This window comes from Massilia sp. Bi118 (assembly GCF_918697865.1).
Taxonomy (GTDB): domain Bacteria; phylum Pseudomonadota; class Gammaproteobacteria; order Burkholderiales; family Burkholderiaceae_D; genus Telluria.
The window spans coordinates 35,486-60,366 of sequence record NZ_CAKKMV010000001.1 but is presented as its reverse complement, the minus strand read 5'-3'; the positions used below and the strand labels follow the sequence as shown (position 1 = coordinate 60,366).

At 65.0% G+C, this 24,881-nt stretch carries 22 protein-coding genes; 8 read left to right on the top strand and 14 right to left on the bottom strand.

Annotated elements, in window-relative coordinates; translation table 11 throughout:
- Position 1: 1 nt before the first annotated feature.
- From LQV39_RS00285 to mpl, 3 genes are read right to left on the bottom strand one after another with little or no spacing between them, the layout of a single operon-like run.
- Positions 2–592: a chorismate lyase gene (locus LQV39_RS00285; RefSeq protein ID WP_230019634.1), complete on the bottom strand. Its 591-nt coding sequence runs from the start codon at positions 590–592 to the stop codon at positions 2–4.
- Positions 589–1,203, bottom strand: coding sequence for a YqiA/YcfP family alpha/beta fold hydrolase (locus tag LQV39_RS00280; RefSeq protein ID WP_230019633.1), 615 nt, complete (start codon positions 1,201–1,203; stop codon positions 589–591). The genes LQV39_RS00285 and LQV39_RS00280 overlap by 4 nt, the downstream gene beginning before the upstream one ends.
- On the bottom strand, positions 1,200–2,570 hold the full coding sequence (mpl, locus tag LQV39_RS00275) for a UDP-N-acetylmuramate:L-alanyl-gamma-D-glutamyl-meso-diaminopimelate ligase (RefSeq protein ID WP_290368520.1): 1,371 nt from the start codon (positions 2,568–2,570) through the stop codon (positions 1,200–1,202). The genes LQV39_RS00280 and mpl overlap by 4 nt, the downstream gene beginning before the upstream one ends.
- A 76-nt stretch (positions 2,571–2,646) precedes the next feature.
- Here mpl and LQV39_RS00270 point away from each other — a divergent pair, with 76 nt between their 5' ends.
- The 8 genes from LQV39_RS00270 to LQV39_RS00235 all read left to right on the top strand — a co-directional run bounded on the left by LQV39_RS00270 (position 2,647) and on the right by LQV39_RS00235 (position 9,777).
- Positions 2,647–3,279 (top strand): hypothetical protein, encoded by a 633-nt coding sequence (locus tag LQV39_RS00270; protein ID WP_230019632.1) that lies wholly within the window; start codon positions 2,647–2,649, stop codon positions 3,277–3,279.
- A complete protein-coding gene (locus LQV39_RS00265; protein ID WP_230019631.1) occupies positions 3,272–3,826 on the top strand; it encodes a TlpA disulfide reductase family protein in 555 nt (184 codons plus the stop codon). The genes LQV39_RS00270 and LQV39_RS00265 overlap by 8 nt, the downstream gene beginning before the upstream one ends.
- 117 nt (positions 3,827–3,943) lie before the next feature.
- Positions 3,944–4,381: a type II 3-dehydroquinate dehydratase gene (gene aroQ / locus LQV39_RS00260; RefSeq protein WP_230019630.1), complete on the top strand. Its 438-nt coding sequence runs from the start codon at positions 3,944–3,946 to the stop codon at positions 4,379–4,381.
- A 90-nt stretch (positions 4,382–4,471) separates the two neighbouring features.
- Positions 4,472–4,939 (top strand): acetyl-CoA carboxylase biotin carboxyl carrier protein, encoded by a 468-nt coding sequence (accB, locus tag LQV39_RS00255; protein WP_230019629.1) that lies wholly within the window; start codon positions 4,472–4,474, stop codon positions 4,937–4,939.
- A 99-nt stretch (positions 4,940–5,038) separates the two neighbouring features.
- Entirely contained in the window at positions 5,039–6,439 is a 1,401-nt protein-coding gene (accC, locus tag LQV39_RS00250; RefSeq protein ID WP_230019628.1) for an acetyl-CoA carboxylase biotin carboxylase subunit, read from the top strand.
- Positions 6,436–7,341 carry a 50S ribosomal protein L11 methyltransferase gene (gene prmA / locus LQV39_RS00245; RefSeq protein WP_230019627.1) on the top strand — a complete coding sequence of 302 codons (906 nt, stop codon included), beginning with the start codon at positions 6,436–6,438 and terminating at the stop codon, positions 7,339–7,341. The genes accC and prmA overlap by 4 nt, the downstream gene beginning before the upstream one ends.
- Positions 7,342–7,345: 4 nt before the next feature.
- Positions 7,346–8,842 carry a zinc-ribbon and DUF3426 domain-containing protein gene (locus LQV39_RS00240; RefSeq protein ID WP_230019626.1) on the top strand — a complete coding sequence of 499 codons (1,497 nt, stop codon included), beginning with the start codon at positions 7,346–7,348 and terminating at the stop codon, positions 8,840–8,842.
- The gene (locus LQV39_RS00235) at positions 8,839–9,777 is read left to right on the top strand and encodes a carbohydrate kinase family protein (RefSeq protein ID WP_230019625.1); all 939 of its coding nucleotides are present in this window, start codon (positions 8,839–8,841) and stop codon (positions 9,775–9,777) included. The genes LQV39_RS00240 and LQV39_RS00235 overlap by 4 nt, the downstream gene beginning before the upstream one ends.
- A gap of 15 nt (positions 9,778–9,792) precedes the next feature.
- Here LQV39_RS00235 and LQV39_RS00230 read toward each other — a convergent pair whose 3' ends face one another.
- The 11 genes from LQV39_RS00230 to LQV39_RS00180 form a co-directional block, all read right to left on the bottom strand.
- Positions 9,793–10,320, bottom strand: a complete 528-nt coding sequence (locus tag LQV39_RS00230; protein ID WP_230019624.1) for a YggT family protein — start codon at positions 10,318–10,320, stop codon at positions 9,793–9,795.
- Between the two features lie 76 nt (positions 10,321–10,396).
- Positions 10,397–11,767 (bottom strand): transcriptional regulator, encoded by a 1,371-nt coding sequence (locus LQV39_RS26460; protein ID WP_374199384.1) that lies wholly within the window; start codon positions 11,765–11,767, stop codon positions 10,397–10,399.
- Between the two features lie 599 nt (positions 11,768–12,366).
- Positions 12,367–14,019 (bottom strand): glycosyltransferase family 4 protein, encoded by a 1,653-nt coding sequence (locus LQV39_RS00220; RefSeq protein WP_230019623.1) that lies wholly within the window; start codon positions 14,017–14,019, stop codon positions 12,367–12,369.
- Positions 14,016–15,272: a glycosyltransferase gene (locus LQV39_RS00215; protein ID WP_230019622.1), complete on the bottom strand. Its 1,257-nt coding sequence runs from the start codon at positions 15,270–15,272 to the stop codon at positions 14,016–14,018. Before LQV39_RS00215 ends, LQV39_RS00220 begins: the two co-directional genes overlap by 4 nt.
- Positions 15,273–15,353: 81 nt before the next feature.
- Positions 15,354–16,034: a polyphenol oxidase family protein gene (locus LQV39_RS00210; RefSeq protein ID WP_230019621.1), complete on the bottom strand. Its 681-nt coding sequence runs from the start codon at positions 16,032–16,034 to the stop codon at positions 15,354–15,356.
- 60 nt (positions 16,035–16,094) lie between these two features.
- Complete coding sequence (locus LQV39_RS00205) at positions 16,095–17,198, bottom strand: ribonucleotide-diphosphate reductase subunit beta (protein ID WP_230019620.1); 1,104 nt, start codon at positions 17,196–17,198, stop codon at positions 16,095–16,097.
- A 131-nt stretch (positions 17,199–17,329) separates the two neighbouring features.
- Complete coding sequence (locus LQV39_RS00200) at positions 17,330–20,203, bottom strand: ribonucleoside-diphosphate reductase subunit alpha (RefSeq protein WP_230019619.1); 2,874 nt, start codon at positions 20,201–20,203, stop codon at positions 17,330–17,332.
- Between the two features lie 424 nt (positions 20,204–20,627).
- Positions 20,628–22,136: a sigma-54 dependent transcriptional regulator gene (locus LQV39_RS00195; RefSeq protein WP_230019618.1), complete on the bottom strand. Its 1,509-nt coding sequence runs from the start codon at positions 22,134–22,136 to the stop codon at positions 20,628–20,630.
- 4 nt (positions 22,137–22,140) lie between these two features.
- Positions 22,141–23,772, bottom strand: coding sequence for a PAS domain-containing sensor histidine kinase (locus LQV39_RS00190; protein WP_230019617.1), 1,632 nt, complete (start codon positions 23,770–23,772; stop codon positions 22,141–22,143).
- Between the two features lie 5 nt (positions 23,773–23,777).
- Positions 23,778–24,068: a PP0621 family protein gene (locus LQV39_RS00185; RefSeq protein ID WP_230019616.1), complete on the bottom strand. Its 291-nt coding sequence runs from the start codon at positions 24,066–24,068 to the stop codon at positions 23,778–23,780.
- Positions 24,065–24,862 (bottom strand): inner membrane protein YpjD, encoded by a 798-nt coding sequence (locus tag LQV39_RS00180; RefSeq protein ID WP_230019615.1) that lies wholly within the window; start codon positions 24,860–24,862, stop codon positions 24,065–24,067. The genes LQV39_RS00185 and LQV39_RS00180 overlap by 4 nt, the downstream gene beginning before the upstream one ends.
- Positions 24,863–24,881: the final 19 nt, after the last annotated feature.

Sequence of the window (24,881 nt, the reverse complement as noted above, 5' to 3'; positions counted from 1 at the left end):
GTCACTTCACATTCATATCAGATTTCGCCGCCACCAGATCGAGCACCGCGGGCAAGAATACCTCGGTGACCAGCAGCAGGCCTTGACGGCGGCGATAGACGCAGCGCCGCGCATAATAAGTAGCATCCGGCCGCACGCCATCCCCGCCAAGCGCCGCAAGCAAGCGCGTCAATAAAGGATGGCCCGGGCGGATCCGGGCAAATTCGAGTTGGCCGCGCTGCACCCGCGGATCGTAAAACAGGGTCGTGCCGAGCGAGCGTTCGCCCAGCGCCGAGAACAGCGGCCAGTCCTGCGCGGTCGCGCTCATCGGCACCACCGTGTGGCCGAAGACCACCGGCTGGCCGTCGCAGCGCAGCAGCACTTCGCGCTCCCACACGCGCTGGGGCCGATGCAGGCTGATCGCCGCGGCTTCGTCCGCCAGGCACAGATTAGTCGCCTGGCGCAGCTTCTGCACGCGGAACTGGCGGCTGTGCGCGATCAGGCGGGCGGTCAGGGAGCCGGGTGTGGCAAGCCAGTCACGCATCGCGGCGGGCGCGTGCACGCCGTCCGGATGCGCCAGCCAGCGCGCCCGGCGCAGCGAAGCCGGCCTCACGCTCCTTCCGATCCGGTGCAGAAGTCCAGCACCTCGTCGACGTATTGTTCGAATTCCGACACCGCATGGTCGCTGCCCTGGATCACGTGCTGGCGCGCCCCTGCGTAGTGGGCCACCATGTCGCGGTAGTCCAGCACTTCGTCGCCGGTGGCGGCCAGCAGGAAATAGCGTTCCGGGCGCGTGAGCCGCGCCACCTTCAGGTCGGCCAGCTCGGCGATGTATTCCTGCTTGAACTCGAAGGGTTCGTCCGAGTGCCAGGCCGTGGTCACGCCGACGTGGTGTTCCAGGTTCTTCAGCGGATCGACCGAGGGGTTGATCAGCACCGCGCGGCAGCCGAAGCGCTCGGCCAGCCAGGTCGCATAAAAGCCGCCCAGCGAGGAGCCGATAATGGCCAGCTTATTTTCCCCCTTGGCCTGATAGCGCTCGACCAGGGTCAGCACCAGTTCCATCGCCGCCTTCGGCGAAGCCGGCAGCTGCGGGCAGATCAATTCCTGGGCGCGGCCGAGCTGCGCCATGCGCTGGTGCACCACGCGCGCCTTGAAGGATTTCGGCGAGGAGCGGAAGCCGTGCAGATAAAGCACGTGCGCGTCTGCGAGATGCGGAGAACTCATTCCGCCAGCGCCTCCAGCAGCTTCTGGTGCACGCCGCCGAAGCCGCCGTTGCTCATCACCAGGATGTGGTCGCCCGGCTGGGCGGCCTGCACGATGGCTTTCACCATATAGTCGAGCTGGTCGAAGCTGTGGGCGATATTCCCCAGCGGCTTCAGGGCGTCTGCCAGCGACCAGCCCAGCGCCTGCTGGCTGCCGAAGCCGAACACCAGATCCGCATCCTTCAGGCTGCCCGGCAGCGCATCCTTCATCGCGCCCAGCTTCATGGTGTTCGAGCGCGGCTCGAGCACGGCCAGGATCCTTCCAGTGGTGCCGATCTTCTGGCGCAGGCCGCCGACGGTGGTGGCGATCGCGGTCGGGTGGTGGGCAAAGTCGTCGTAGACCGTCACGTCGCGCACCACGCCGCGCACTTCCATGCGCCGCTTGACGCTCTGGAAGCGCGCCAGCGACTCGATGGCCTGGGCGGGCGGCACGCCGACGTGGCGCGCGGCGGCGATCGCGGCCAGCGCATTGGTGCGGTTGTGGTGGCCGGTCAGGTCCCAGTGCACGGTGCCCTGCAGTTCGCCATTGAAGAGAACGTCGAAGCTCGATCCGCCGGGGTGCTCGACTAGGCTCCAGTCGGTGCCTTCGGATGCGCCGAAGGCTTCCTTTTCGCTCCAGCAACCGCGCTTGAGCACGCGGCTGAGCGAGGCCTCGTCGCCGTTCACGATCAGGCGGCCGACGCCGGGCACGGTGCGCACCAGGTGGTGGAACTGGGTCTCGATGGCGCCGATATCGGGGAAGATGTCGGCATGATCGTATTCCAGGTTGTTCAGCACCGCGGTCTTGGCGTGGTAGTGAACGAACTTGGAGCGCTTGTCGAAGAAGGCAGTATCGTACTCGTCGGCTTCGATCACGAAGAAGTCGGAATCGGCATCGCCCTGCAGGCGCGCCGAGATGCCGAAGTTCATCGGCACGCCGCCAATCAGGAAGCCCGGCGAATAGCCGGCATCGTCGAGGATCCAGGCCAGCATCGAGGTGGTCGTGGTTTTGCCGTGGGTACCGGCGACGGCCAGCACCCATTTATGACGCAGGATATGTTCCCCGATCCATTGTGGGCCAGACATATAAGCCAGGCCGCGGTTCAGGATTTCCTCGATCAACGGATTGCCTCGCGTCATCACGTTCCCGATCACGTAGAGGTCGGGATTGAGCGCCACCTGGTCCGGACTGTAGCCCTGGATCAGTTCGATACCCTGGGCTTCGAGCTGGGTGCTCATCGGAGGATAGACGTTGGCGTCGCACCCGGTGACGCGGTGGCCGGCTTCCTTGGCCAGGACTGCCAGACCGCCCATGAAGGTGCCGCAAATACCGAGGATGTGGATGTGCATGGTGATCGAGAAATTGACGAATGCACGATTTTACCCGACGCGATGCCATTTTCCGTTCAAGAGTATGATCACGGACATGATGCCAATGCCAAATGACGACCTCCAAACATTGCGCGGACGTATTGCTGCCATCGCCGCGCGCATGATTGCCCAGGATGGCGCCGACTATGCCACCGCCAAGGCCAAGGCCGCGCGCCAGGTGCTGGGCGTGGACCGCCCCTCCCCTAACTATCTGCCGGACAATATCCAGGTCGAGGACGAAGTGCGCCGCTACCAGGCCCTGTTCCAGGGACCTGCCCAGGCCGCGCGCCTGCAGGACCTGCGCATCGCCGCGCTCGAGGTGATGGAACAACTGGAAGAATTTCGACCCTACCTCACTGGCCCCGTCCTGAGCGGCAGTGCCGGCGAGCACGACGCCATCAACCTGCAGCTGTTCGCCGACAGCGCCAAGGAAGTCGAGATCTTCCTGCTGAACCGCAACGTCGACATCGACATCTCGGAAACGCCGCACTTCAAGGGCGGCCGCCACGAGCCGGTCGAAACCGTCAGCTTCCAGTGGAAGAAGGAGACGGTGCACGCCGAACTGTATGAAATGAACGACTTGCGCGGCGCCCTGAAGCCGCGCGCCGACGGCCGCCTGCAGCGCGTGGACGCCGCCGGCCTGCGTTCCCTGATGATCACCGACGAAACCCTCGAACAAGATGAATAAAAAGAATGTCCTCGGCTACGCCATTGTCGCGGCCGCCTTTGCCGTGTTCGGCGCCATCGCCGCCGTCAAGACCGAGTCCAAAGGACCGCTGACGACCAGCTATGCGCCCACCGACGGCCGCCCGCACACGGCGGTCAGCAATCTGTATGCACAATCGCTGAATGACCTGGCCGGCAAGCCGCAGTCGCTGGGCCAATGGAAGGGCAAGCCCTTGCTGGTGAATTTCTGGGCATCGTGGTGCGCGCCCTGCGTGCAGGAGATGCCGGAATTATCCGAACTGGCAGCCAGGGATGGCGGCAAACATTTCAATGTGATCGGGATCGGCATCGATTCGCCGGCGAACCTGAATGAATTCGTGAAGAAGACGAAAGTTGCGTACCCGCTTTATGTGGGTGGCATGAGCGGTACCGATCTGTCGCGCGAACTCGGCAATACCCATGGCGGTCTACCGTTCACGGTCCTGATCGGGCCGGACGGCCAGGTACGCAAGACTTACCTGGGACGGCTGAAATTCGAGGAGTTACGCGCAGATCTGAGCAAGCTGTAAGAAACAGGGCAAGACAGCGAACGGTCGTTCACTTATATTCCAGGCGCTTTATATCGCTTGCCAACACACAACGTTGGCGGCAAAATGCCTGTCTTTCGGGCAAACAGACGGTTTATCATGGCGAAAAAGCTACTGCTGCTCAATGGCCCCAATCTGAATTTACTGGGGACGCGGGAGCCTGCGGTGTACGGCGCTACCACGCTGGCCGACATCGAGCAGGCTGCCAATGCCCAGGCAGCAGGCGCTGGTGCAAGCATTGTTTGCTTCCAGAGCAACCATGAAGGCGCGCTGATCGACCGCATCCATGCGGCGCGGCAGGAAGGGGTGGACGCGATCGTCATCAACCCGGGCGGACTCACCCACACCAGCGTCGCCTTGCGCGATGCGCTGGCAGCAGTGGAGATTCCGTTCGTGGAAGTACACCTCTCTAATATTTATAAGCGTGAGGAGTTCCGGCACCACTCGTTTTTGTCTGCGATCGCGCAAGGCACGATTTGTGGACTGGGAGCCGATGGCTATCGTTTTGCCATCGACTTTGCGCTCAAAGAGCGTTAATCTACGTCAACTTCACGCATCCTGTGCGGACGCGCGCTAACCACCTGACGCACCGCATACTCAACAACAAATAATTCCAAGGGGTTTCACATGGATCTACGAAAACTCAAGACATTGATCGACCTCGTCGCCGAATCGGACATCGCTGAACTCGAAGTGACCGAAGGCGAAAGCAAGGTTCGCATCGTCAAGTCCTCCGCAATCCCGCAGAATCAGGTGGTCATGGTTCCGCCGCAAGGCGTGCAGCAATACTCGGCGCCGGCCGTCGCCGGTGCACCGGCCCCGGCCGCGGCCCCTGCGCCGGCAGCGCCGGCCGCCGAGACCGGCCACGTGGTCAAGTCGCCGATGGTCGGCACCTTCTACCGCTCGTCGGCCCCGGGCGCCCCGGCTTTCGTCGAAGTCGGCGCCAGCGTGAAGGAAGGCGACACCCTGTGCATCATCGAAGCGATGAAGCTCCTGAACGAAATCGATTCCGACATCTCCGGCACCGTCACCAAGATCCTGGTGGAAAACGGCCAGCCCGTCGAATTCGGCCAGCCGCTGTTCGTGATCGGCTAATATCAAAAAATCAGGGCCGTCTTCACGCAAGACGGCCCCTGAAGCTATTTCCTCCTGTTGTATCCGGCATCGCCGGCACTCACAGAAACACCGCATACCATGTTTGAAAAAATTCTAATCGCCAATCGTGGTGAAATCGCGCTGCGTATCCAGCGCGCCTGCCGCGAGATGGGCATCAAGACGGTCGTCGTGCACTCCGAAGCCGACAAGGACGCCAAGTACGTGAAACTGGCCGACGAATCCGTCTGCATCGGTCCAGCGCAGTCGGCGCAGAGCTACCTGAGCATGCCGGCGATCATCAGCGCGGCTGAAGTGACCGACGCCGAAGCGATCCACCCGGGTTACGGCTTCCTGTCGGAAAACGCCGACTTCGCCGAACGCGTCGAAAAATCGGGTTTCGTCTTCATCGGCCCGCGCCCGGAATCGATCCGCATGATGGGTGACAAGGTGTCGGCCAAGCAGGCGATGATCCGTGCCGGCGTGCCCTGCGTGCCGGGTTCGGAAGGCGCCCTGCCGGACGATCCGAAGGAAATCATCCAGACCGCACGCAAGATCGGCTATCCGGTCATCATCAAGGCCGCCGGCGGCGGCGGCGGGCGCGGCATGCGCGTCGTCCACACCGAGGCAGCCCTGCTGTCCGCCGTGCAGATGACCAAGACCGAAGCCGGCACTGCCTTCGGCAATCCCGAAGTCTATATGGAGAAGTACCTGGAGAATCCGCGCCACGTGGAAATCCAGGTGCTGGCCGACGAACACAAGCAGGCCGTCTGGCTGGGCGAGCGCGACTGCTCGATGCAGCGCCGCCACCAGAAGGTGATCGAGGAAGCACCGGCGCCGGGCATCCCGCGCAAGACCATCGAGAAGATCGGTGAGCGCTGCGCCGAAGCCTGCCGCAAGATCGGCTACCGCGGCGCCGGCACCTTCGAATTCCTGTATGAGAACGGCGAGTTCTACTTCATCGAGATGAACACCCGCGTCCAGGTCGAGCACCCGGTCACCGAGATGATCACCGGGATCGACATCGTCCAGGAACAGATCCGCATCGCCTGCGGCGAGCGCCTGCGCTTCAAGCAGCGCGACATCATGCTGTCGGGCCACGCGATCGAGTGCCGCATCAATGCGGAAGACCCGTTCAAGTTCATCCCGTCGCCGGGCCGTATCACCGGCTGGCATCCGCCGGGCGGCCCAGGCATCCGCGTCGATTCGCACGCCTACGCCGGCTACTACGTGCCGCCGCACTACGATTCGATGGTGGGCAAAGTCATCGCCTACGGCGCCACGCGCGACCAGGCGATCCGCCGCATGCAGATCGCGTTGTCGGAAATGGTGGTCGAGGGTATCCTGACGAATATCCCGCTGCACCGCGAACTGATGGTCGACGCCCGCTTCATCGAGGGCGGCACCAACATCCATTACCTGGAGCAGAAGCTGGCCCACAAGCCGGACCTGCCGAAGGGTGGCGCGATCGGCTCGAAGTCCGAGACCAAGGGTGATCAATGAGTTGGACTGAAGTCATCATCGAGATCGCGCGCGAGCATGCCGAGGCTTTGTCGGACGCCCTGATGGAAGCGGGCGCGCTGTCGGTCTCGGTGGAAGACGCCGACGAAGGCACCGCCGACGAAAAGCCGCTGTTCGGCGAACCGGGCATGGTGCCGACCGAGGCCGCATGGGATCACAGCCGCGTGGTCGCGCTGACCGACGTCGATGCGGACCAGGCGGCGATCGTCGCCGAAGCTGCTGCTGCGATCGGCATTGCGCAAGTGCCCTCGTTTACTACCCGTCCAGTGGCGGATGCCGACTGGGTGCGCCTGACCCAGTCGCAGTTCGAACCCATCCACATCGGCAAGAACATCTGGGTCGTGCCGAGCTGGCACGAAGCCCCGGATCCGAACGGCCTGATCCTCGAAGTCGATCCGGGCCTGGCCTTCGGCACCGGCAGCCACCCGACCACCCGACTGTGCATGGAATGGCTGGAAGCGCATCCGGCGCCAGGCAAATCGGTGCTGGACTACGGCTGCGGCTCGGGCATCCTGGCGATGGTCGCCAAGAAGCTGGGCGCCGCCGACGTGATCGGCGTCGACATCGACCCGCAGGCGATCGAATCGGCCAGGCTGAACGCGGAACGCAACCACTGCGAGATCGCCTTCCACGTGCCGGACGACTTCGTCGCGGCGAAGGGCGGTGACAGCCGCTTCGACATCGTGGTCGCCAACATCCTGTCGAGCCCCCTGAAGCTGATGGCGCCGATGCTGTCCGGCCGCGTCGCCCCCGGCGGTTCGCTGATCCTGTCCGGCGTGCTGGCGCGCCAGGCCGAAGAAGTGGCCGCGGCCTACGCCCCCTTCATCAAGCTGAGCGTCTGGGCCGAGCTGGACGGCTGGGTCGCTCTCCACGGCACGAATTAAGGGCATGGCGCTCGCCACCCAGTGCCCGCATTGCCACACCACGTTCCGGGTCGCCTCGGACCAGCTCAAGCTCCGCGGCGGCATCGTCCGCTGCGGCGCCTGCCAGAGCATTTTTGACGGCAGCGCCCACCTGATCGACCTGGACGCCCTGGCGGCCAGCAAGGAGCAGGCGGCGCAGGCTTCCGCAACCGAAGCTCCCGCCCCCGTCGCTGCCGAAGAACAGGGCGAGCAGCCCGTCTACACCCTCGATTTCGATTCCGGTAAAACCTTCGATTCGCTCGGCATCCTGCCGGAAGCGGCGCTTGACGCGTCTTCGCCTGCGCCGCGCGCGCAGGTGTGGCGGAATGGCGGCGGGCTGGCGTCCGCGCCGGATGCCGATGCCGACGAGGCGCCCGCAGCCGCTGCCGAGCTCGGGGCCGATGCCGTCGACATCGCCGACCTCGTGGCCGACGACCTGCCGCCAGCGCCGGAACCGGTCGCCGAAGCGGATGCGCCGGCTGCGGAAGAAGCGCCGCATGACGCCGAACCCACCGTGGCCGAGCTGGAACCTGAGCCGGAACCTGAACCGGCGTCCGAACCCGGGCCGGCCCCCGCGCGGGCCGACGCCGACACCGAACCGGCGCCCGCCGATCCCCCGGCATCCGCCTACGCGCCCGAGGGCCGCATCGAACCCAGCTTCGAACTGCCGGTCGACGAGGAACTGGTCGCCCAGCCGCTGCCCGACGACGAGCATGCCTACCAGGACGAGACGCCCGCAGCGCCTGGCATGAGCGCGGCCGTGGCCAGCGACGACATCCCCCTGCCCCTGCGCGCCTCGGCGGCCAGCAACGACAGCCTGGCGCCCGCCGCGGCGGCGCCCGCGCCGAAGTCCGCACGTGCAAAAGCGCTCGAAGCCCGCTCGCGCCGCTCCAAGCTGACGCCGACCAGGATCGACGCGCCCAAGCTGCGCGTCCCCGTCGCTGCCGAGGCCGACGAGCCGGAGTTCGTCAAGCGCAGCCGCAAGCAGGAAGAGTCGGGCCGCACCCGGCGCCTGCTGATGCTGGGCGGCGCCGCGCTGCTGGCCCTGCTGCTGGCGGCCCAGCTGCTGGTGGACTTCCGCAACGTGCTGGCGGCCCGCTATCCGGGCGCCAGGCCGGTCCTGAACGCCGGCTGCGCCCTGCTGGGCTGCCGCATCGGCCTGCCGATGCAGATCGAGAACCTGGCCATCGAGACCGGCGAACTGTCGACCCTCGGCGTCGACACGTACTCGCTCAACACGCTGCTGCGCAACCAGGGTAGCCTCGTGCAGGCCTGGCCCAGCATCCAGCTCGAACTCACCGACGCCAACGACAAGCCGCTGCTGCGGCGCGTGTTCGGCCCCGCCGAGTACCTGCCGCAAGGCGTGCCGGCCGCCGCCGGCTTCGGCGCACGCTCGGAGCAGCCGGTGCGGCTGAACTTCGCGCTCACCGGGCTGAAGCCGTCCGGCTACCATATGATCGTTTTTTACCAGGATCCACCATGACCAAGACTGCCCTGATCTGCGGCTCGATCGCCTTCGACAAGATCATGCAATACCAAGGCCGCTTCGGCGAAACCCTGCTGGCCGACCAGCTGCACCGCGTGAACGTCTCCTTCCTGGTGCCGACCCTGCGCACCGAGTTCGGCGGCTGCTCCGTCAACATCGCCTACAACCTGAAGATGCTGGGCGGCGATCCGCTGATCATGGGCACCATCGGCCAGGACGGCGGCGACTACCTCGAGCGCATGGAAAAGCAGGGCCTGGCGACCAACGCGATCCGCACCATTGCCGACGCCTACACCGCCCAGTGCTTCGTCACCGCCGACCTGGACAACAACCAGATCAACGCCTTCCACCCGGGCGCGATGCAGTTCTCGCACGAGAACAGCCTGGCCGACTACCTGCCGCTGCGCGTGGCGATCGTCTCGCCGGACGGCCGCGACGGCATGATCAAGCATGCGCGCGACTGCGCCGAGCGTGGCGTGCCGCTGATGTTCGATCCGGGCCAGCAGCTGCCGATGTTCAGCGGCGACGAGCTGCTGACCTTCCTCGACCAGGCCAGCTACCTCGCCTGCAACGATTATGAATTCGAGATGGTGATGGACCGTACCGGCCTGGCGCTGCAGGACATCGCGGCGCGCCTGGATGCGCTGATCGTCACGCGCGGCGAGAAAGGCTCGGACATCTACGCCGGCGGCGAGCATCACAAGATTCCGGCGGTGCCCGCAAGCAGCGTGGTCGACCCGACCGGCTGCGGCGACGCCTACCGCGCCGGCCTGCTGTTCGGCATCGCGAACGACCTGGACTGGCCGACCAGCGGCCGCGTGGCCAGCCTGCTCGGCTCGATCAAGATCGCCCATCAGGGCGGCCAGAACCACAGCTTCACGCCGCAAGAGATTGCGGACAGGTTCGAAGCGGCCTTTGGCTACCGCTTCTAAGAACTTCTCCCTCGTTTAGAAGAAGAAGGCCTGGCCCAGCAGGTACTTGAGAATCTGTAGCAGGATCAGCGCGACCAGTACCGACAGGTCCAGGCCACCCACCGGCGGAATCAGCCGACGCAGGGGCCGCAGCAGCGGGTCGTTGAGCGCGTGCACGAAAGGCGCCAGCGGCGCGTGCGGGTTGATCCAGCTGAAGATCACCTCGATGATCAACAGGCCCATGAAGCCGTAGATGATCCAGTTCAGGAAGCGGAACAGGGCGTACAGCAGGACGGTCTGGCCGCTCGCCCCCGCCAGCAGCAGCACGCAACTCGCCAGCAGCACCACCAGGAAGGCGCCGATCAGGCTCGCCCAGTCATAGCCGCCGACACCCGGCAGCACGCGGCGCAGCGGGCGCACCAGCCAATCCGTCAACGTGAAGGTGAACTGGGCCACCGATGCCGGCGGCCGCACGCGGATCACCTGCATCCAGAAACGCAGCAACAAGACGCCACCGACCACGCTAGCCGCGGTATCGACGATCAACTGAAGAATGGTCAGCACAAGCTCTCCTTAAAAAAAAACCGCTGTGTGAATCTCTCACACAGCGGTATTTTGCCTGAACCAGGCAGGATTGGGATTACGGACGGCTGCTGGTCGGGAAAGGCCATGCTGCCGGTGCGATCACCGATTTCGCTGCCGGCTGGGCCGACGAGCTTGCCGAGCCGCTGTCCTGCTTGGCTTCGGCTTTGGTTTCCGACTTGCTGTCGGCCTTGGCTTCCGGCTTGGCTTCCGCTTTCGCTTCCGGCTTGGCTTCCGGCTTGGCGTCGGCTTTCGGCGCGGCGGCTTTCTTCGCGGCCGGCTTGGCGGCCGGTTTGGCGGCGGCCTTCACTGCCGGCTTGGACTCGGCGGTTTTGGTGGCTGCGGTTTTGGTGGCCGGTGCTTTGGTGGCAGCAGTTTTGGTAGCAGCAGCTTTGGCCGGGGCTTTGGTTGCAGCAGCTTTGGTTGCAGCAGCTTTGGCCGGAGCCTTGGTTGCAGCGGCTTTAGCCGGAGCCTTGGTTGCAGCGGCTTTAGCCGGAGCTTTGGTTGCAGCAGCTTTGGCCGGAGCCTTGGTTGCAGCGGCTTTAGCCGGAGCTTTGGCAGCGGTTTTGGTTGCAGCAGCCTTGGCCGGAGCTTTGGCAGCGGTTTTGGCCGAGGCTTTAGCAGCAGTCTTGGTAGCAGCAGCTTTCTTGGCCGGAGCCTTGGCAGCGGTCTTGGTCGCAGCAGCTTTCTTGGCCGGAGCTTTAGCAGCGGTCTTGGTAGCGGCAGCTTTCTTGGCCGGAGCTTTAGCAGCGGTCTTGGTTGCAGCAGCTTTCTTGGCCGGAGTTTTAGCAGCGGTCTTGGTTGCGGCAGCTTTCTTGGCCGGAGCTTTAGCAGCCGACTTGGTTGCTGCGGCTTTCTTGGCCGGAGCTTTAGCAGCCGATTTGGTTGCTGCGGCTTTCTTTGCCGGAGCCTTAGCAGCCGATTTGGTTGCTGCAGCTTTCTTGGCCGGAGCCTTAGCAGCCGATTTGGTTGCAGCGGCTTTCTTTGCCGGAGCCTTAGCAGCCGACTTGGTTGCTGCGGCTTTCTTTGCCGGCGCTTTTGCAGCCGATTTGGTTGCAGCAGCTTTCTTTGCCGGCGCTTTAGCAGCCGACTTGGTTGCAGCAGCTTTTGCCGCCGGCTTAGCAGCCGATTTGGTTGCTGCGGCTTTCTTTGCCGGTGCAGCCGACTTGGTTGCAGCTTTCTTTGCCGGTGCAGCAGCTTTGCTTGCTGCGGCTTTCTTGGCCGGTGCTTTCGCAGCGGTCTTGGTTGCTGCAGCTTTTGCCGCCGGCTTTGCAGCCGGTTTGGCAGCAGCTTTAGCGGCCGGCTTTGCTGCCGGTTTCGCGGCGGCTTTCGCTGCCGGCTTGGCGGCTACTGCCTTTTTGGCGGCGGTGGATTTATCGGCTGCTTTTGCGGCCGGCTTTGCTGCGGTTTTCTTAGCGGCTGTTGCCATTTTATGTTCTCCTTCTCTGCGATGAGAAAAATACGCTACAAGGTTTGAACCCGTCCAACCCGTCTGCTTGGTCGGGCGAATTATTCATCGGCGCACACTCGCGTCTGCGTCAATGAATCCGGCACCAGCTGAACTGCTGCAACTCCTCAAGTCTGCAGCACTTCAGCTATCGTCGTCGCCGACGACCTGAAGACAAAAGTTCGTTGGTTCACTTCACTGTTCAAACCGCAGCCCGCAAGAGCGCGAAAAGAAAAAGCCGCCATGCCCGAATTAATTCAGGCAATGCGGCTTGTTCTTTTCGCGAAGCTTACGTGCATACTGAATGAATCAGCGTCCCATTTTTTGATCGGTTTGCCACCCGTTTAACGTGGTAAAAAAATCTACGTTCACGTTTTGACAAATTCAATCACGTAAAGTACACGAAAACCTTGTCAGTGCGCAACCCGCGCACAGTATTTTTCATGCCTTTCCGCTTGGACGAACTCTTATCGACGGCTTTCTATCGATCGTCGCGATAACTTTGATCCAATTCGTACTCCAGCTCCTTCAAAAAACAAGCGCGCATCGATCGCGCATTCCACATAAAAATCCAATTCTCATTACTCGCCCGCCGCGCCAATCCGCAGCAGATCCATCTTGCAAAGCCAGGCCAATCCGCGCAGCAAAGTCGGGCGGTCGCAAGGGCCCAGCGCGTCCAGCAATTCGTCCACCTGCATCGGCCGCGACTCGATCGAACCGAAGATCTGGCCGAATTCCTCCAGCGTCGGCAGCGACGATGCGGCGAAGCGGTTGATCCCCAGTTCGCGGTATTGGCGCAGCAGCGCGAGCGAGGCATCCGGCGCCAGCTCGACCATCGATTCCGGCGTCAACTGCGCGCTCGGATAGCTCGCGAACATCGTGAACGGATCGAGCCGGTCCGGCGCCAGCTGCGGCAGCGCCGGCGCCAGCACGGCATCCGCGCGGCGCCGCTCATCGAGCTCGCTCCACAGCGCACGGTAGCGCCCGAACACCACCTGCCAGTCGAACTCCTCGCGTGCGCGCCGGCGTCCGTTTTCGCCCATCTGCCGGCGCAGCCCCGCGTCCCTGATCAGGCGCTCGAAAGCCTGCGCGAGCTGGGCGCCGTCCAGCGCCACCGCCTGGCTGGTATGACCGCAATACTGGTCGTAACTGTCGACGCCATCGTCGTAACGCTGCGCGAGGTCAAGGCCTGCGCCTGCGCCGGGCATCACGGTCGCGATGCGGTAGCCGTCGACGCCCTCGCGCACCGTGTCCCGGTAGCCGTTCCAGTCGCTCACCACGCAGGGCAGACCGGCCGCCATCGCTTCCAGCGGCGTCAGGCCGAAGCTCTCCTGCACATTGTCCGACAGCGAAGTGAAGACGTCAGCGGCGGCCCAGGCGCCGGTCTGGCTGCCGGGTTCGCGGCCGTCGAGCACCGCCAGGCGCACCGATGGGCAGAGCAGCGCAGCGGCTTCGCGGAAGGCCTTCTCGATCGCCTCGTTGGCGAACCAGCCGCACAGGATCAGGTGCACCTGGCGGCCGTCCTTGCCGGCGCGCTCGAGCGCACTGAACATCTGCTGCGGATGCGCTTTCGCGTGGAAGGAAAGGCGGCCGAAGAACAGGAAGGCGACGTCGCCGTCTCCGATGCCGAGCCGGCGCCGCGCCTCGATGCGGCCGGCCTCGTCGAATTCGAAGTCGCGGCCATGCACGCCGAGCGGGATCAGCGGCAGCTGCGGCAGTTCGAAGCGCTCGGCGCCCAGGCGCGCGCGCAGGTACTCGGCCTGCCGCTCCAGCACCTGGCGCACGCTGTCGCGCACCACGCGCGAGGTGCAGATCACCGCATCCCAGCTGCGCAGCGGCGCCACCACCAGGTTGGCGATGCCGCTCATCACAGCGTGGGTGGCGATCGTGTGCGTGACGCCGCACAGGCTGTAGCGGCGCTCGCCCAGGCCGAGGCGGCGCCAGGCCAGGCGCTCGATCCCCGGGCCCGGGTGATACAGGGTGCCGAAGCGCTCCAGCTGCTGCGGCTTGCCGCGGCTCACCCACTCGACCTCGCCCTTGAAACCATGTTCGCGCAGCGCGCGCTCGCACTCGCCCGCCTCGGCCTCGCCGGCGGCAAAGCAGCCGACCGTCGCCAGCCCGCTCTGCGCGACGGCACGCATCAGCGCGGCGCCGGCCGCGTGGCGTCCCATCGGTTTCGGCCCGGCGGCGGAATAAGCCTCCGGGACGAAATGCAGTGCGAAGCGGTCCTTCATCTATCTTCCTCATGTGCGGGCCGCTGCAACGGCTGCAGCAGCTCGAGGTAGGCCGGCAGGCCGACCGATTCGAAATCGTAGTCACGCAACACCGTCTCGCGCCCGCGTAGTCCGACGGCAGCGGTCTCGTCGCGGCGCGCGATCAGTTCGAGTGCGCGGCCGGCCAGCGCCGCGGTGTCGAAGAAGCCGGTCAGGTAACCATTCTCGCCATCGCGGATCACTTCCCGCACCGGTCCCGTATCCGAACCGAGCACCGACACACCGACCGCCATCGCTTCCAGCATGGACCACGACAGCACGAACGGATAAGTGAGGTAAATGTGCAGGCTCGAGACCTGGAGCACAGTGCGGTAGCTCGCATATGGAAGCTTGCCGAGGAAATGCACGCGCGACCAGTCGACGGAATCTCCCAGTTCGGCGCACAAGGCGGCGCGGTAGCTGTCGAATCCTTCGGTCGGGCGCCGTCCGTAGCTGACGCCGTCGCCGCCGACCACCACCACCTGCAGGTCCGGATTGCCGGCCAGGAGACGCGGCAGGCTGCGCATGAAGACGTGGAAGCCGCGGTAGGGTTCGAGGTTGCGCGCGACGTAGGTCACGACAGGCTGCGCGCGGCTCAAGACCCGGCCGTCCGGCAGCGTCAGGCGCGCCTGCGGATCCGGCGTCAGGTAGGCGGTATCGATGCCCTCGTGGATGCGGCGGATCTTGTGGCGCAGCTCGGGCGGATGCGCTTTCAGCTGCCAGTCGGTCGGCGTCACGCCGTCGTCGGCGGCCAGCAGCGACTGCATCAGCACCGAATTCTTGATGCGGATGCGCAGGCCGTCGTCGAAGCTGGATGGGTATTCGGGATCGAAGCCCACGTCCAGTCCGTTGGCGGCCCACCAGAACTCGCAGAACACCACCAGGCGCGCACGCGGGAACACGTCCTTGACGAACAGTCCCTCGCCCCAGCCCGGATGGCAGACCACCACGTCCGGCGCCCAGCCCTGCTTCTTCAGCTCGACGAGGATGCGGGTGACGGCCTGGCCGCGCCGGATGCAGCCTTCGAAATGCTTCAGGTAGTGGTGGGTCTTCTCGCCCGGTCCTTCGGGCTTCGCGTAGGCGATCGTGCGGATCTTCGGTCCCAAGCTTTCGCGTGCGACCGCGGCCTCTTCGCCGATGGCGACGAGTTCGACGTCTGGCCTCGTCTGCAGGTAGCGAATCAGCCGGCGGAACTGGCCCGGCAAATTCTGATGGATGAAGAGGACGCGTAGCATGGCTGGCATCATAGCTTTACTAACAAGCCAGTGGCGCATCCCACGCACAAACTTCTGCACAAACTTCTGCGCGAATCGTGATCAGTGGTCTGCGATGGCGATGACGGACCACTGCACGTCGACGATCGGCGTGCGCGTTTCGCGGTCGCGGCGGTAGCTGTGATAGATGAAGCGGCCATCGCCGCCGCTGCGGCACATCGTGCATTCGGCCTGGACCGAGACACGTTCGACGCCGGCCTGTCCCAGCTGCCAGCGCACGATCGCGGGCAGGTCGAGCCGGTTCGCATTCGGCGCGACGGTCTCGCTCGGCAGGCCGGTGCGCTCGCAAAAGTCGTGGATCAGCGCCGCCGACACTTCATAACAGCAGGCGTGCGCCGCCGGCCCGATCGCCGCGCGCCAGTCGCCGGGATCGCCGCCGCGCCCGCGTACCAGCGCGGCAAAACGCTCGACGATGCCGGCATGGGCGCCGCGCCAGCCGACATGCAGGGCCGCGACTTCGCGTCCATCCCGCCGCGCCAGCAGCACCGGCACGCAGTCGGCGGTGGCGATTGCCAGCAGCAGGCCGGGACGGTCGGTCAGCATGCCGTCGGCTTCGCCGCAGTCCTCGTTCGGCTGGGTCGCAATGGCGATATGGGTGCCGTGGCGTTCGTGCTGGACCGGGCGCCGGGGCCAGTAGGCGGGAAACAGCTGCTGCATATCGTCGTGGCGGCGGCCGAAGCCGTGGACGATGGCTGGATGGTCGAGGAGCGGGCTGGTGAGCATGTCTGGGGCGGAAAAAGAAAAAGGCCCGCGAACGGGCCTTCGATTCTACCTGGGTAGCGCTTAATCCCAGCTCAGCGCGCCGCCGGTCTGGTACTCGGTCACGCGGGTCTCGAAGAAGTTACGTTCCTTCTTCAGGTCGATCATTTCGCTCATCCACGGGAACGGGTTTTCCTCGTTCGGGAACAGCGCGTCCAGGCCGATCTGGACGGCGCGGCGGTTGGCGATGAAGCGCAGGTAGCCCTTGAACATCGGGGCGTTCAGGCCCAGCACGCCGCGCGGCATGGTGTCTTCGGCGTAGCGGTACTCGAGCTCGACGGCCTTCAGGAACAGCTGCTTGATCTCTTCCTTGAACTCGGCGGTCCACAGCTGCGGGTTTTCCATCTTGATCGTGTTGATCAGGTCGATGCCGAAGTTGCAGTGCATGGACTCGTCGCGCAGGATGTACTGGTACTGCTCGGCGGCGCCGGTCATCTTGTTCTGGCGGCCCAGCGCCAGGATCTGGGTGAAGCCGACGTAGAAGAACAGGCCTTCCATCAGGCAGGCGAACACGATGATCGACTTCAGCAGCTTCTGGTCGTTTTCCAGGGTGCCGGTCTGGAACTGCGGATCGTTGATGACCTCGATGAACGGGATCAGGAACTGGTCCTTGTCGCGGATCGACGGGATTTCGTTGTAGGCGTTGAAGATTTCCTTCTCGTCGAGGCCCAGCGATTCGACGATGTACTGATAGGCGTGGGTGTGGATCGCTTCCTCGAAAGCCTGGCGCAGCAGGTACTGGCGGCATTCCGGCGCCGTGATGTGGCGGTAGGTGCCCAGCACGATGTTGTTGGCGGCCAGCGAGTCGGCGGTCACGAAGAAGCCGAGGTTGCGCTTGACGATGCGGCGCTCGTCTTCGGTCAGGCCGTTCGGGTTCTTCCACAGCTCGATGTCGCGCTGCATGTTCACTTCCTGCGGCATCCAGTGGTTGGCGCAGCCGGCCAGGTACTTGTCCCAGGCCCACTTGTACTTGAACGGCACCAGCTGGTTGACGTCGGTTTTCGCGTTGATGATGCGCTTGTCGTCGGCGTTTACGCGCTTGGCGACGTCGGCGGCGGTGGCGCCTTCCGGAGCGGCGGCAGCGGCCGGTGCGCTGGTGGTCGGTTCATCGTCCCATGACAGAGCCATGATGTTTTCCTTCTATATATAGTGTTAGCTTCAAAACCGTCGTCCCCGCGCAGGCGGGGACCCAAGTTGCGCGCGTCTCGACTGCGCTAGCAGAACTTGGGTTCCCGCCTTCGCGGGAACGACGAGTTAAATTACTGGCAGGCTTCGCACTCGTCGAAACCGGCGTCGCCCGGACGCAGGTAGCAGGCCGCGCCTTCCACCACGTCCGCGCTGGCTGCCGGTGCTGCCGCCGGCGCTGCAGCCGGAGCCGCTGCCGCCGACAGGCCGCCATCGACCGGCACGGCGTTCAGGGCGCCGGTGCGGGTGGTCGACTTCTCCATGTGGGTTGCCGCCACGGTGCGCAGGTAATAAGTGGTCTTCAGGCCGCGCAGCCAGGCCAGTTTATAGGTCTCGTCCAGCTTCTTGCCCGAGGCGCCGGCCATGTAGATGTTCAGCGACTGCGCCTGGTCGATCCACTTCTGGCGGCGCGAGGCGGCTTCCACCAGCCACTTCGGCTCGACTTCGAAGGCGGTCGCGTAGATGTCGCGCAGGTCTTGCGGAGCGCGGTCGATGCGCGACAGCGAGCCGTCGAAGTATTTCAGGTCGTTGATCATGACCTCGTCCCACAGGCCGCGCGCCTTCAGGTCGCGCACCAGGTAGCCGTTGATCTCGGTAAACTCGCCCGACAGGTTCGACTTCACGTACAGGTTCTGGAAGGTCGGCTCGATGCAGGCCGACACGCCGATGATGTTCGAGATGGTCGCGGTCGGGGCGATCGCCACGCAGTTCGAGTTACGCATGCCGAACTGCTTGATGCGGTTGCGGACCACGGTCCAGTCCATGGTCTCGGACGTATCCTGCTCCAGGTAGCCGCCGCGCTCTTCCGCCAGCAGCTTGATCGAGTCCTGCGGCAGGATGCCGCGGTCCCACAGCGAACCTTCGTAGGACTGGTAGCGGCCGCGCTCTTCGGCCAGCTCGGTCGAGGCCAGGTAGGCGTAGTAGCAGACGGCTTCCATCGAGCGGTCGGCGAATTCCACCGCCTTGTCCGAGGCGAACGGCACGCGCATCATGTGCAGGCAGTCCTGGAAGCCCATGATGCCCAGGCCGACCGGACGGTGGCGCAGGTTCGAGTTCTTGGCCTTGTCGACGGCGTAGTAGTTGATGTCGATGACGTTGTCCAGCATGCGCATCGCGGTGCGGATGGTCTTCTGCAGCTTGACCGCGTCCAGGCCGTCGCCCTTCATGTGGGCCGGCATGTTGACCGAACCCAGGTTACAGACGGCGATTTCCTCGGCGTTGGTGTTCAGCGTGATCTCGGTGCACAGGTTCGACGAGTGCACCACGCCCACGTGCTGCTGCGGCGAGCGGATGTTGCACGGATCCTTGAAGGTGATCCACGGGTGGCCGGTCTCGAACAGCATCGACAGCATCTTGCGCCACAGGTCGAGCGCTTCGATTTTCTTGTACACGGTCATTTCGCCGCGCGCTGCCTTCGCCTCATAGCCCAGATAGGCTTCCTCGAAGGCCTTGCCGACCTTGTCGTGCAGGTCCGGCGCTTCGGACGGCGAGAACAGGCTCCACGAGCCCTTCTCCATCACGCGCTTCATGAACAGGTCCGGAATCCAGTTCGCGGTGTTCATGTCGTGGGTGCGGCGGCGGTCGTCGCCGGTGTTCTTGCGCAGGTCGAGGAACTCCTCGATGTCCAGGTGCCAGGTTTCCAGGTAGCCGCAGACCGCGCCCTTGCGCTTGCCGCCCTGGTTGACCGCCACGGCGGTATCGTTCGCCACTTTCAGGAACGGCACCACGCCCTGCGATTTGCCGTTGGTGCCCTTGATGCGCGAACCCATCGCGCGGACCGGGGTCCAGTCGTTGCCCAGGCCGCCGGCGAATTTCGACAGCAGCGCGTTTTCCTTGATGCCGTCGTAGATATCTTCCAGGTCGTCGCCGATGGTGGTCAAGTAGCACGAGGACAGCTGCGAGCGGCGGGTGCCCGAGTTGAACAGGGTCGGGGTCGAGCTCATGAAGTCGAAGCTCGACAGCAGGTTGTAGAACTCGATCGCGCGCGCTTCGCGGTTCTCTTCACGCAGCGACAGGCCCATCGCGACGCGCATGTAGAAGGCCTGCGGCATCTCGATGCGGGTTTCGCGGATGTGCAGGAAGTAGCGGTCGTACAGGGTCTGCAGGCCGATGTAGCCGAACTGCAGGTCGCGGTCGGCGACAATGGCCTTGGCCAGCTTCTGCAGGTCGAACTTGCCCAGTTCCTCGTCCAGCAGCTCGGCGTCGATACCTTTGGCGATGTATTGCGGGAAGTAGGTGATGTACTCGGCGGCGGCGCCGGCTTGCGGCACTTCACGGCCGAAGACTTCCTTGCGGATGGTGTGCAGCAGGATGCGCGCGGTGACCTGGCTGTAGGCCGGATCCTTTTCCATCAGGGCGCGGGCGGCCAGGATGGCCGACTTGTGCAGCTCTTCGACCGGCACGCCGTCGTACAGGTTCTTGACGGTTTCGGCCAGGATGGCGTCGGCGTCGACGTGCTTTTCCAGGCCCACGCAGGCGGCGCCGATCAGGGACACCACTTCGTTCATGTCCAGCGGACGGCGCACACCGCCGTCGACCACGGTGAACTGCGGGGTGTCGGCCTGGGTCGCGCCCGAGGCTTCCTTGGCGGCGCGGCGCTCGTCCATGCGCTTGGCGCGGTACAGCACGTATTCGCGCGCGACGTCATGCTCGCCCGAACGCATCAGGGACAGCTCCACCTGGTCCTGCACATCCTCGATGTGGAAGGTGCCGCCGTTCGGCTGGCGGCGCACAAGCGCTGCAACCACGTTGTTCGTCAGCTGCTCGACCAGTTCACGGATGCGCGCGGACTCGCGGGCACCTTCGCCGTTCACGGCGAGGAAAGCCTTGGTCATGGCGACGGCGATCTTGCTGGGAGCGAACGGTACCACGGCGCCGTTGCGGCGGATGATGCGGTAGTCGTTATTGGCGACCAGCTCGTTGATGGAGATGTCCGAAGATGTTTGCATTGAGCCTCCCGGGATGGCTGCCGCCACCGACTGATAAACGATGAATGCCAACTGTGCAAAGTTGGCAGCCTAATAACTTTTTGAGAATAATAAAGAGGAGAAGCCCGTTCTAAAAAAGCCTGCAACCGGCCCTCCTCTGCTTGGCTGGCTCCTGCCACTGACTACTAGATATAGTGTTGGAGCGCCGTATGAACCTAAGTATAGTCGATATTCGGAAATATCAAAGACCCTGCTGAGCGGATTTTTTTCGAGCGCCGCGCTTGACTTTTGCCAAGGCGAATCATTCCGGGCCTTGGGATGAAAGTGAGCACTAACATAAGGTTTTGAGGGCGCCACGCTGCTGTCGTTTGGCGCGCCAGGTGCTCACAAATAGGGCATGCTGCGATGGCGAAAAGACAACAGCACATGAGCCAGGTCAAAGGTCTTATGGTTCCGGCGCGTGGATGTCCAGCTTCTGCATCTGGTAGCGCAACTGCCGCACGCTGATGCCCAGCAGGCTGGCGGCCTGGGTGCGGTTGAACTGGGTCTGCTGCAGGGCGCGCTGGATGATGTCGCGCTCGATCTGGCAGAGGTAGTCCGGCAGGTTGCTGGGCAGCTCGCCGGCGCCCAGCGCGGGCAGGCTGTCGGACGGCGCCGGCGTGGGCGCCATCGGCGCCGCCGCGGCGGGTGCGGCCTGCACTGCAACCGGCGCGGCTGCCGGCACATCCACCGGCGCGGCGGCAGCTTGCGATGGCGCCTGCGGCGCCGGCGTCTCGCCCTGCCCGGCCAGGCGTGCGCCCTTCAATGACAGGTCGCCGACTTCGATCACGCCGTCGTTGGCGAAAGCCAGCGCGCGTTCCAGCACGTTTTCCAGCTCGCGCACATTGCCGGGGAAGGCGTAGCCGCGCAGCGCATCCAGCACGCCGGCGCCCAGGCGCGCATTGCCCGGTCCTGCCAGGCGCACCAGGATGGCGTCGGCCAGCAGCGACAGATCGTCGAGGCGCTCGCGCAGCGGCGGCAGGGTCAGCTCGATCACGTTCAGGCGGTAGAACAGGTCCTGGCGGAACTGGCCGGTCTCGACCAGCCTGGCCAGGTTCTTGTGGGTGGCGCTGATGATGCGCACGTCGACCGCTTCCTCCGCCGTGGCGCCGATCTTGCGCACGCGCCGCTCCTGGATCGCACGCAGCAGTTTCACTTGCATCGCCAGCGGCAGGTCGGCCACCTCGTCCAGCATCAGCGTGCCGCCGTTCGCGGCCTGGAAGAAGCCGTCTCGCTCGTCGGTGGCGCCGGTGAAGGCGCCCTTGCGGTAGCCGAAGAACTCGGCCTCCATCAGCGCTTCCGGAATCGCGCCGCAGTTCACGGCCACGAAGGGCTTGCCGGCGCGCGCGCTCTGGGCGTGGATCTCGCGTGCCGCCAGCTCCTTGCCGCTGCCCGATTCGCCGTTGATGGCGATCGGCGCCTGCGAGCGGGCCAGCCGCCCGATCTGGGCGCGCAGCGCCTGCATCGCCTGCGAACGGCCGAGCAGGCGCGAATTGCTGCCATCGTCGCCGGCTTCCGCATCCTGCGCCGCCTGGGCCGCCGGCTTCTCGGACAGGCGCAGCGCCGAACGCACCATGGTGCGCAAATCGTCCAGCACCACCGGCTTGGAGACGTAGTCGAAGGCGCCGGCCTTCAGCGCGATCACCGCGTTCTCGGCGCTGCCGTAGGCCGTGATCACGGCGATCGGGGTGCCGCGCCCGGCGCCGGCCACCTCGCGCACCAGCTCCAGGCCGGTGCCGTCGGGCAGGCGCATGTCGGTCAGCACCAGCGCGTATTCAGTCTGGCCGAGCAGGGATCTCGCTTCGCGCACGGTGGAGGCGCTGTCGACGTCCAGGCCCATCTTGACCAGGGTGATCTCGAGCAGCTCGCGCAGGTCGGCTTCGTCGTCAACTACAAGGATGCGGGGAGAACTCATATATCTATATAGAGAAGGTGATCACGAACCGTCCCGGCGCATCGAAGCCGGCGGGACCGTCCACCCGGTATTCGTAGTCGAGCATGGCGCCGTTGTTCAGGCACAGTTCGCGCGCCAGGTAGAGCCCAAGGCCGGTGCCCTTGCTCGAGGTGGTATAGAAGGGCTCGAACAAATGGGCTCGTACCTCGGCCGTGATGCCCGGGCCGTCGTCCTGCACGTGCAGTTCGACGCGGCCGGTGGCATCCAGCACGGGGAACAGCCGGATGCTGGCCGGCTTGCCGCTCGCGTAGCGGATCGCATTGCCGAGCAGGTTGACCAGCACTTCGCGCAGGTGCAGGCCGTCGAAGCGCACGGTGCGCTTGCCGGCATCGCCGATCCACACCATATTATCGGCCAGGCCATGGGTTTCCGTGAATTCGGCTTTCAGCTCTTCCAGGAAGGCCTTCAAATGCACCGGCTCGCCGCCCGGCTGCACCTTGCGCGACAACTTGAGGATGTCCTCGACCATGCGGTTCACGCGCGCCACGTTGTCGCCGACGATGCGCAGCAGGCGGGTCTCGGCGGGGCCGTTCAGGTCCTCGGCCAGCAGCGAGGTCGCGTGGCCGATCGCCGACAGCGGGTTCCTCACCTCGTGCGCGATACTGGCCGTCAGCCGTCCCATCGAGGCCAGTTTCAGCTGCTGCGCCTGGTTTTCGATGGCGCTCACGTCCTGCATGAAGATCACGCTGCGCTCGGCCGCACCAATCGGCGTGTCGACCCGCGCGAAACGCAGCTTCAGGTGCACCGGCTGGTCGAGGCGGCCGCGCACCGGTCCGCCCTGCTCCTGCCAGCGCTTGATGGTGACGTGGGCGTCCGCGGCGCCGGCCGCGAGCCAGGCTTCGAAACCCTGGGCCACCGGCTCCAGGGCCGCGATATCGGCCAGTTTGAAATCGTTGTCGGCTTCCAGGCCCAGCATGCGGCGCGCCGCCGGGTTGCCGCTGAAAACGAAGCCGTCGCGTCCTACCACCAGGATGCCGTCGCCGACGTCGTCGACCACGATGCGGTAGACCGCCTGCTGGACCCGCAGGTCGGCGCCGCGCTCGGCCACCAGCTCTTCCTGCCGGATCAGGCGCGCCGCCAGCCGGCTCACCACCACCACCACGGCAAAGAAGGCGGCGCCCATGATCCCGACCTGGAACAGCGGCGCTTGATCCTCGCTGAGGAAGATCCGCCAGGTGCTTTCGGCCAGCATGAACAGGGTCGCGAGCGAGGCCGAGAACAGCGCCAGCACCAGCGGGGCCAGGATCGCCGCCCCGGCCAGCGGGAACAGGTAGAGCAGCCCGAGGCCGCTGCGGGCGCCGCCGGCGGCCAGGTAGAGCAGTGAGATGGCGCCGATGTCGACCAGGATCTGGCTGGACAGCTGCAGCAGGAATCGGTGCCGCCAGCGCTGGGCGATGGCGGCGAACAGCAGCGCCGCCGCTACGTACGCGATGCAGGTCTCGGCATACGCCGCGCCGGCCATGTGGCCGCGGCGCGCGTCGTAGGTCAGGTAGACCAGCAGCACCAGCGTGATCACGATGCGCGTCACGGTGAAGGTCTGGAGCGAACGCCAGAAGGTCTCCCGCGACGCGGCGGACAGTGGCTGCCAGGGCGCCATGCGCCTCAATCAGGACGAGATGACGCCGGCAGGCGCGCGTGCGCCTGGCTGCAGTAATCCTGCCCGCCCTCGTGCACCGCTTCCGAAGCCGGGAAATAAATGCCGCAGTGGGCGCAGTTGGTCATGCGCTCGGATTCCTCCACCCGGGGCTGGGCGCGGGTGGCGCCGCCGGCAGGCGTGCCGCCCTGCCCGGCGTGCGGGTCGAATCCGCGCGCGGCCACCGCCGCCCGCAGCTTGCTGCGTACCGCCATCACCACCAGGATGATGAGCGCAATCCAGAATAACAGTCGCGTCATGTAAACCCCCGGTGCAGAACGACTTCAAGGACAAAACGGCTGCCGACATAAGCCAGCGCCAAGGTAGCGAATCCCGCCAGCGTGAAGCGCAGCGCGGTCTTGCCGCGCCAGCCCCGCCAGCGGCGTCCGGCCAGCAGCGCGGCGAACAGGAGCCACGACAGCAGCGCGAACACGTTTTTATGATCCCAGCGCAGCGCGCGCCCGAACAGCTGTTCGGAGAACACGATGCCCGACAGGACGGTCAGGCTGAGCAGGACAAAGCCGATGGCGATCATCCGGAACAGCAGCTTTTCCATGGTCAGCAGGGCCGGCAGCTGGTCGATGGCCGCGCCCAGCCAGCCCTTCCTGGCATTGCGGGTATGCAGGCGCGTCTCCTGCAGCGCCATCAGCACGGCGTGGAAGGCGGCGATGGTGAGCGTGCTGTAGGCCATCACGGCCACGGCCACGTGCCAGCCGAAGGCGGGACCCTGCATCGTCATCAGGCTGCCCGGGAACAGCGGCGGCAGCAGGCTCGATACGGCCGCGCAGGGCATCACCATGCGGCGCATGCCGTCGAGCGCGAAATTGCGGTTCTCGAGCCACCAGGCCGCCACCGAAATCCACAGCGCGGCCGACAGCATGAAGGCGAAGCCGACCCGCAGCGCGCCATTCGCCAGCATGTCCGGCCACAGCGCGGACCCATGCAGGACCCACGCCAGCGCGGTGACGCCGGAAATGACCGCGCCCCGCGGCGACGGCAGCAGGGCGCACACCGCGTACAGGATGGCTGCGGCGATGAATAAGGTGGTTTGCATAGGGGCGAGTCTACACTAT

Bases quoted from the DNA above. Each gene is read 5' to 3' on its own strand.
- prmA (WP_230019627.1), top strand. From the start codon at position 6,436: ATGAGTTGGACTGAAGTCATCATCGAGATCGCGCGCGAGCATGCCGAG.
- LQV39_RS00220 (WP_230019623.1), bottom strand. From the start codon at position 14,019: ATGAAGGACCGCTTCGCACTGCATTTCGTCCCGGAGGCTTATTCCGCC.
- LQV39_RS00185 (WP_230019616.1), bottom strand. From the start codon at position 24,068: ATGACGCGACTGTTATTCTGGATTGCGCTCATCATCCTGGTGGTGATG.
- LQV39_RS00195 (WP_230019618.1), bottom strand. From the start codon at position 22,136: ATGAGTTCTCCCCGCATCCTTGTAGTTGACGACGAAGCCGACCTGCGC.
- LQV39_RS00215 (WP_230019622.1), bottom strand. From the start codon at position 15,272: ATGCTACGCGTCCTCTTCATCCATCAGAATTTGCCGGGCCAGTTCCGC.
- mpl (WP_290368520.1), bottom strand. From the start codon at position 2,570: ATGCACATCCACATCCTCGGTATTTGCGGCACCTTCATGGGCGGTCTG.
- LQV39_RS00280 (WP_230019633.1), bottom strand. From the start codon at position 1,203: ATGAGTTCTCCGCATCTCGCAGACGCGCACGTGCTTTATCTGCACGGC.
- aroQ (WP_230019630.1), top strand. From the start codon at position 3,944: ATGGCGAAAAAGCTACTGCTGCTCAATGGCCCCAATCTGAATTTACTG.
- LQV39_RS00265 (WP_230019631.1), top strand. From the start codon at position 3,272: ATGAATAAAAAGAATGTCCTCGGCTACGCCATTGTCGCGGCCGCCTTT.
- LQV39_RS00180 (WP_230019615.1), bottom strand. From the start codon at position 24,862: ATGCAAACCACCTTATTCATCGCCGCAGCCATCCTGTACGCGGTGTGC.
- LQV39_RS00200 (WP_230019619.1), bottom strand. From the start codon at position 20,203: ATGCAAACATCTTCGGACATCTCCATCAACGAGCTGGTCGCCAATAAC.
- LQV39_RS00270 (WP_230019632.1), top strand. From the start codon at position 2,647: ATGATGCCAATGCCAAATGACGACCTCCAAACATTGCGCGGACGTATT.
- accB (WP_230019629.1), top strand. From the start codon at position 4,472: ATGGATCTACGAAAACTCAAGACATTGATCGACCTCGTCGCCGAATCG.
- LQV39_RS26460 (WP_374199384.1), bottom strand. From the start codon at position 11,767: ATGGCAACAGCCGCTAAGAAAACCGCAGCAAAGCCGGCCGCAAAAGCA.
- LQV39_RS00235 (WP_230019625.1), top strand. From the start codon at position 8,839: ATGACCAAGACTGCCCTGATCTGCGGCTCGATCGCCTTCGACAAGATC.
- accC (WP_230019628.1), top strand. From the start codon at position 5,039: ATGTTTGAAAAAATTCTAATCGCCAATCGTGGTGAAATCGCGCTGCGT.
- LQV39_RS00190 (WP_230019617.1), bottom strand. From the start codon at position 23,772: ATGGCGCCCTGGCAGCCACTGTCCGCCGCGTCGCGGGAGACCTTCTGG.
- LQV39_RS00210 (WP_230019621.1), bottom strand. From the start codon at position 16,034: ATGCTCACCAGCCCGCTCCTCGACCATCCAGCCATCGTCCACGGCTTC.
- LQV39_RS00205 (WP_230019620.1), bottom strand. From the start codon at position 17,198: ATGGCTCTGTCATGGGACGATGAACCGACCACCAGCGCACCGGCCGCT.
- LQV39_RS00240 (WP_230019626.1), top strand. From the start codon at position 7,346: ATGGCGCTCGCCACCCAGTGCCCGCATTGCCACACCACGTTCCGGGTC.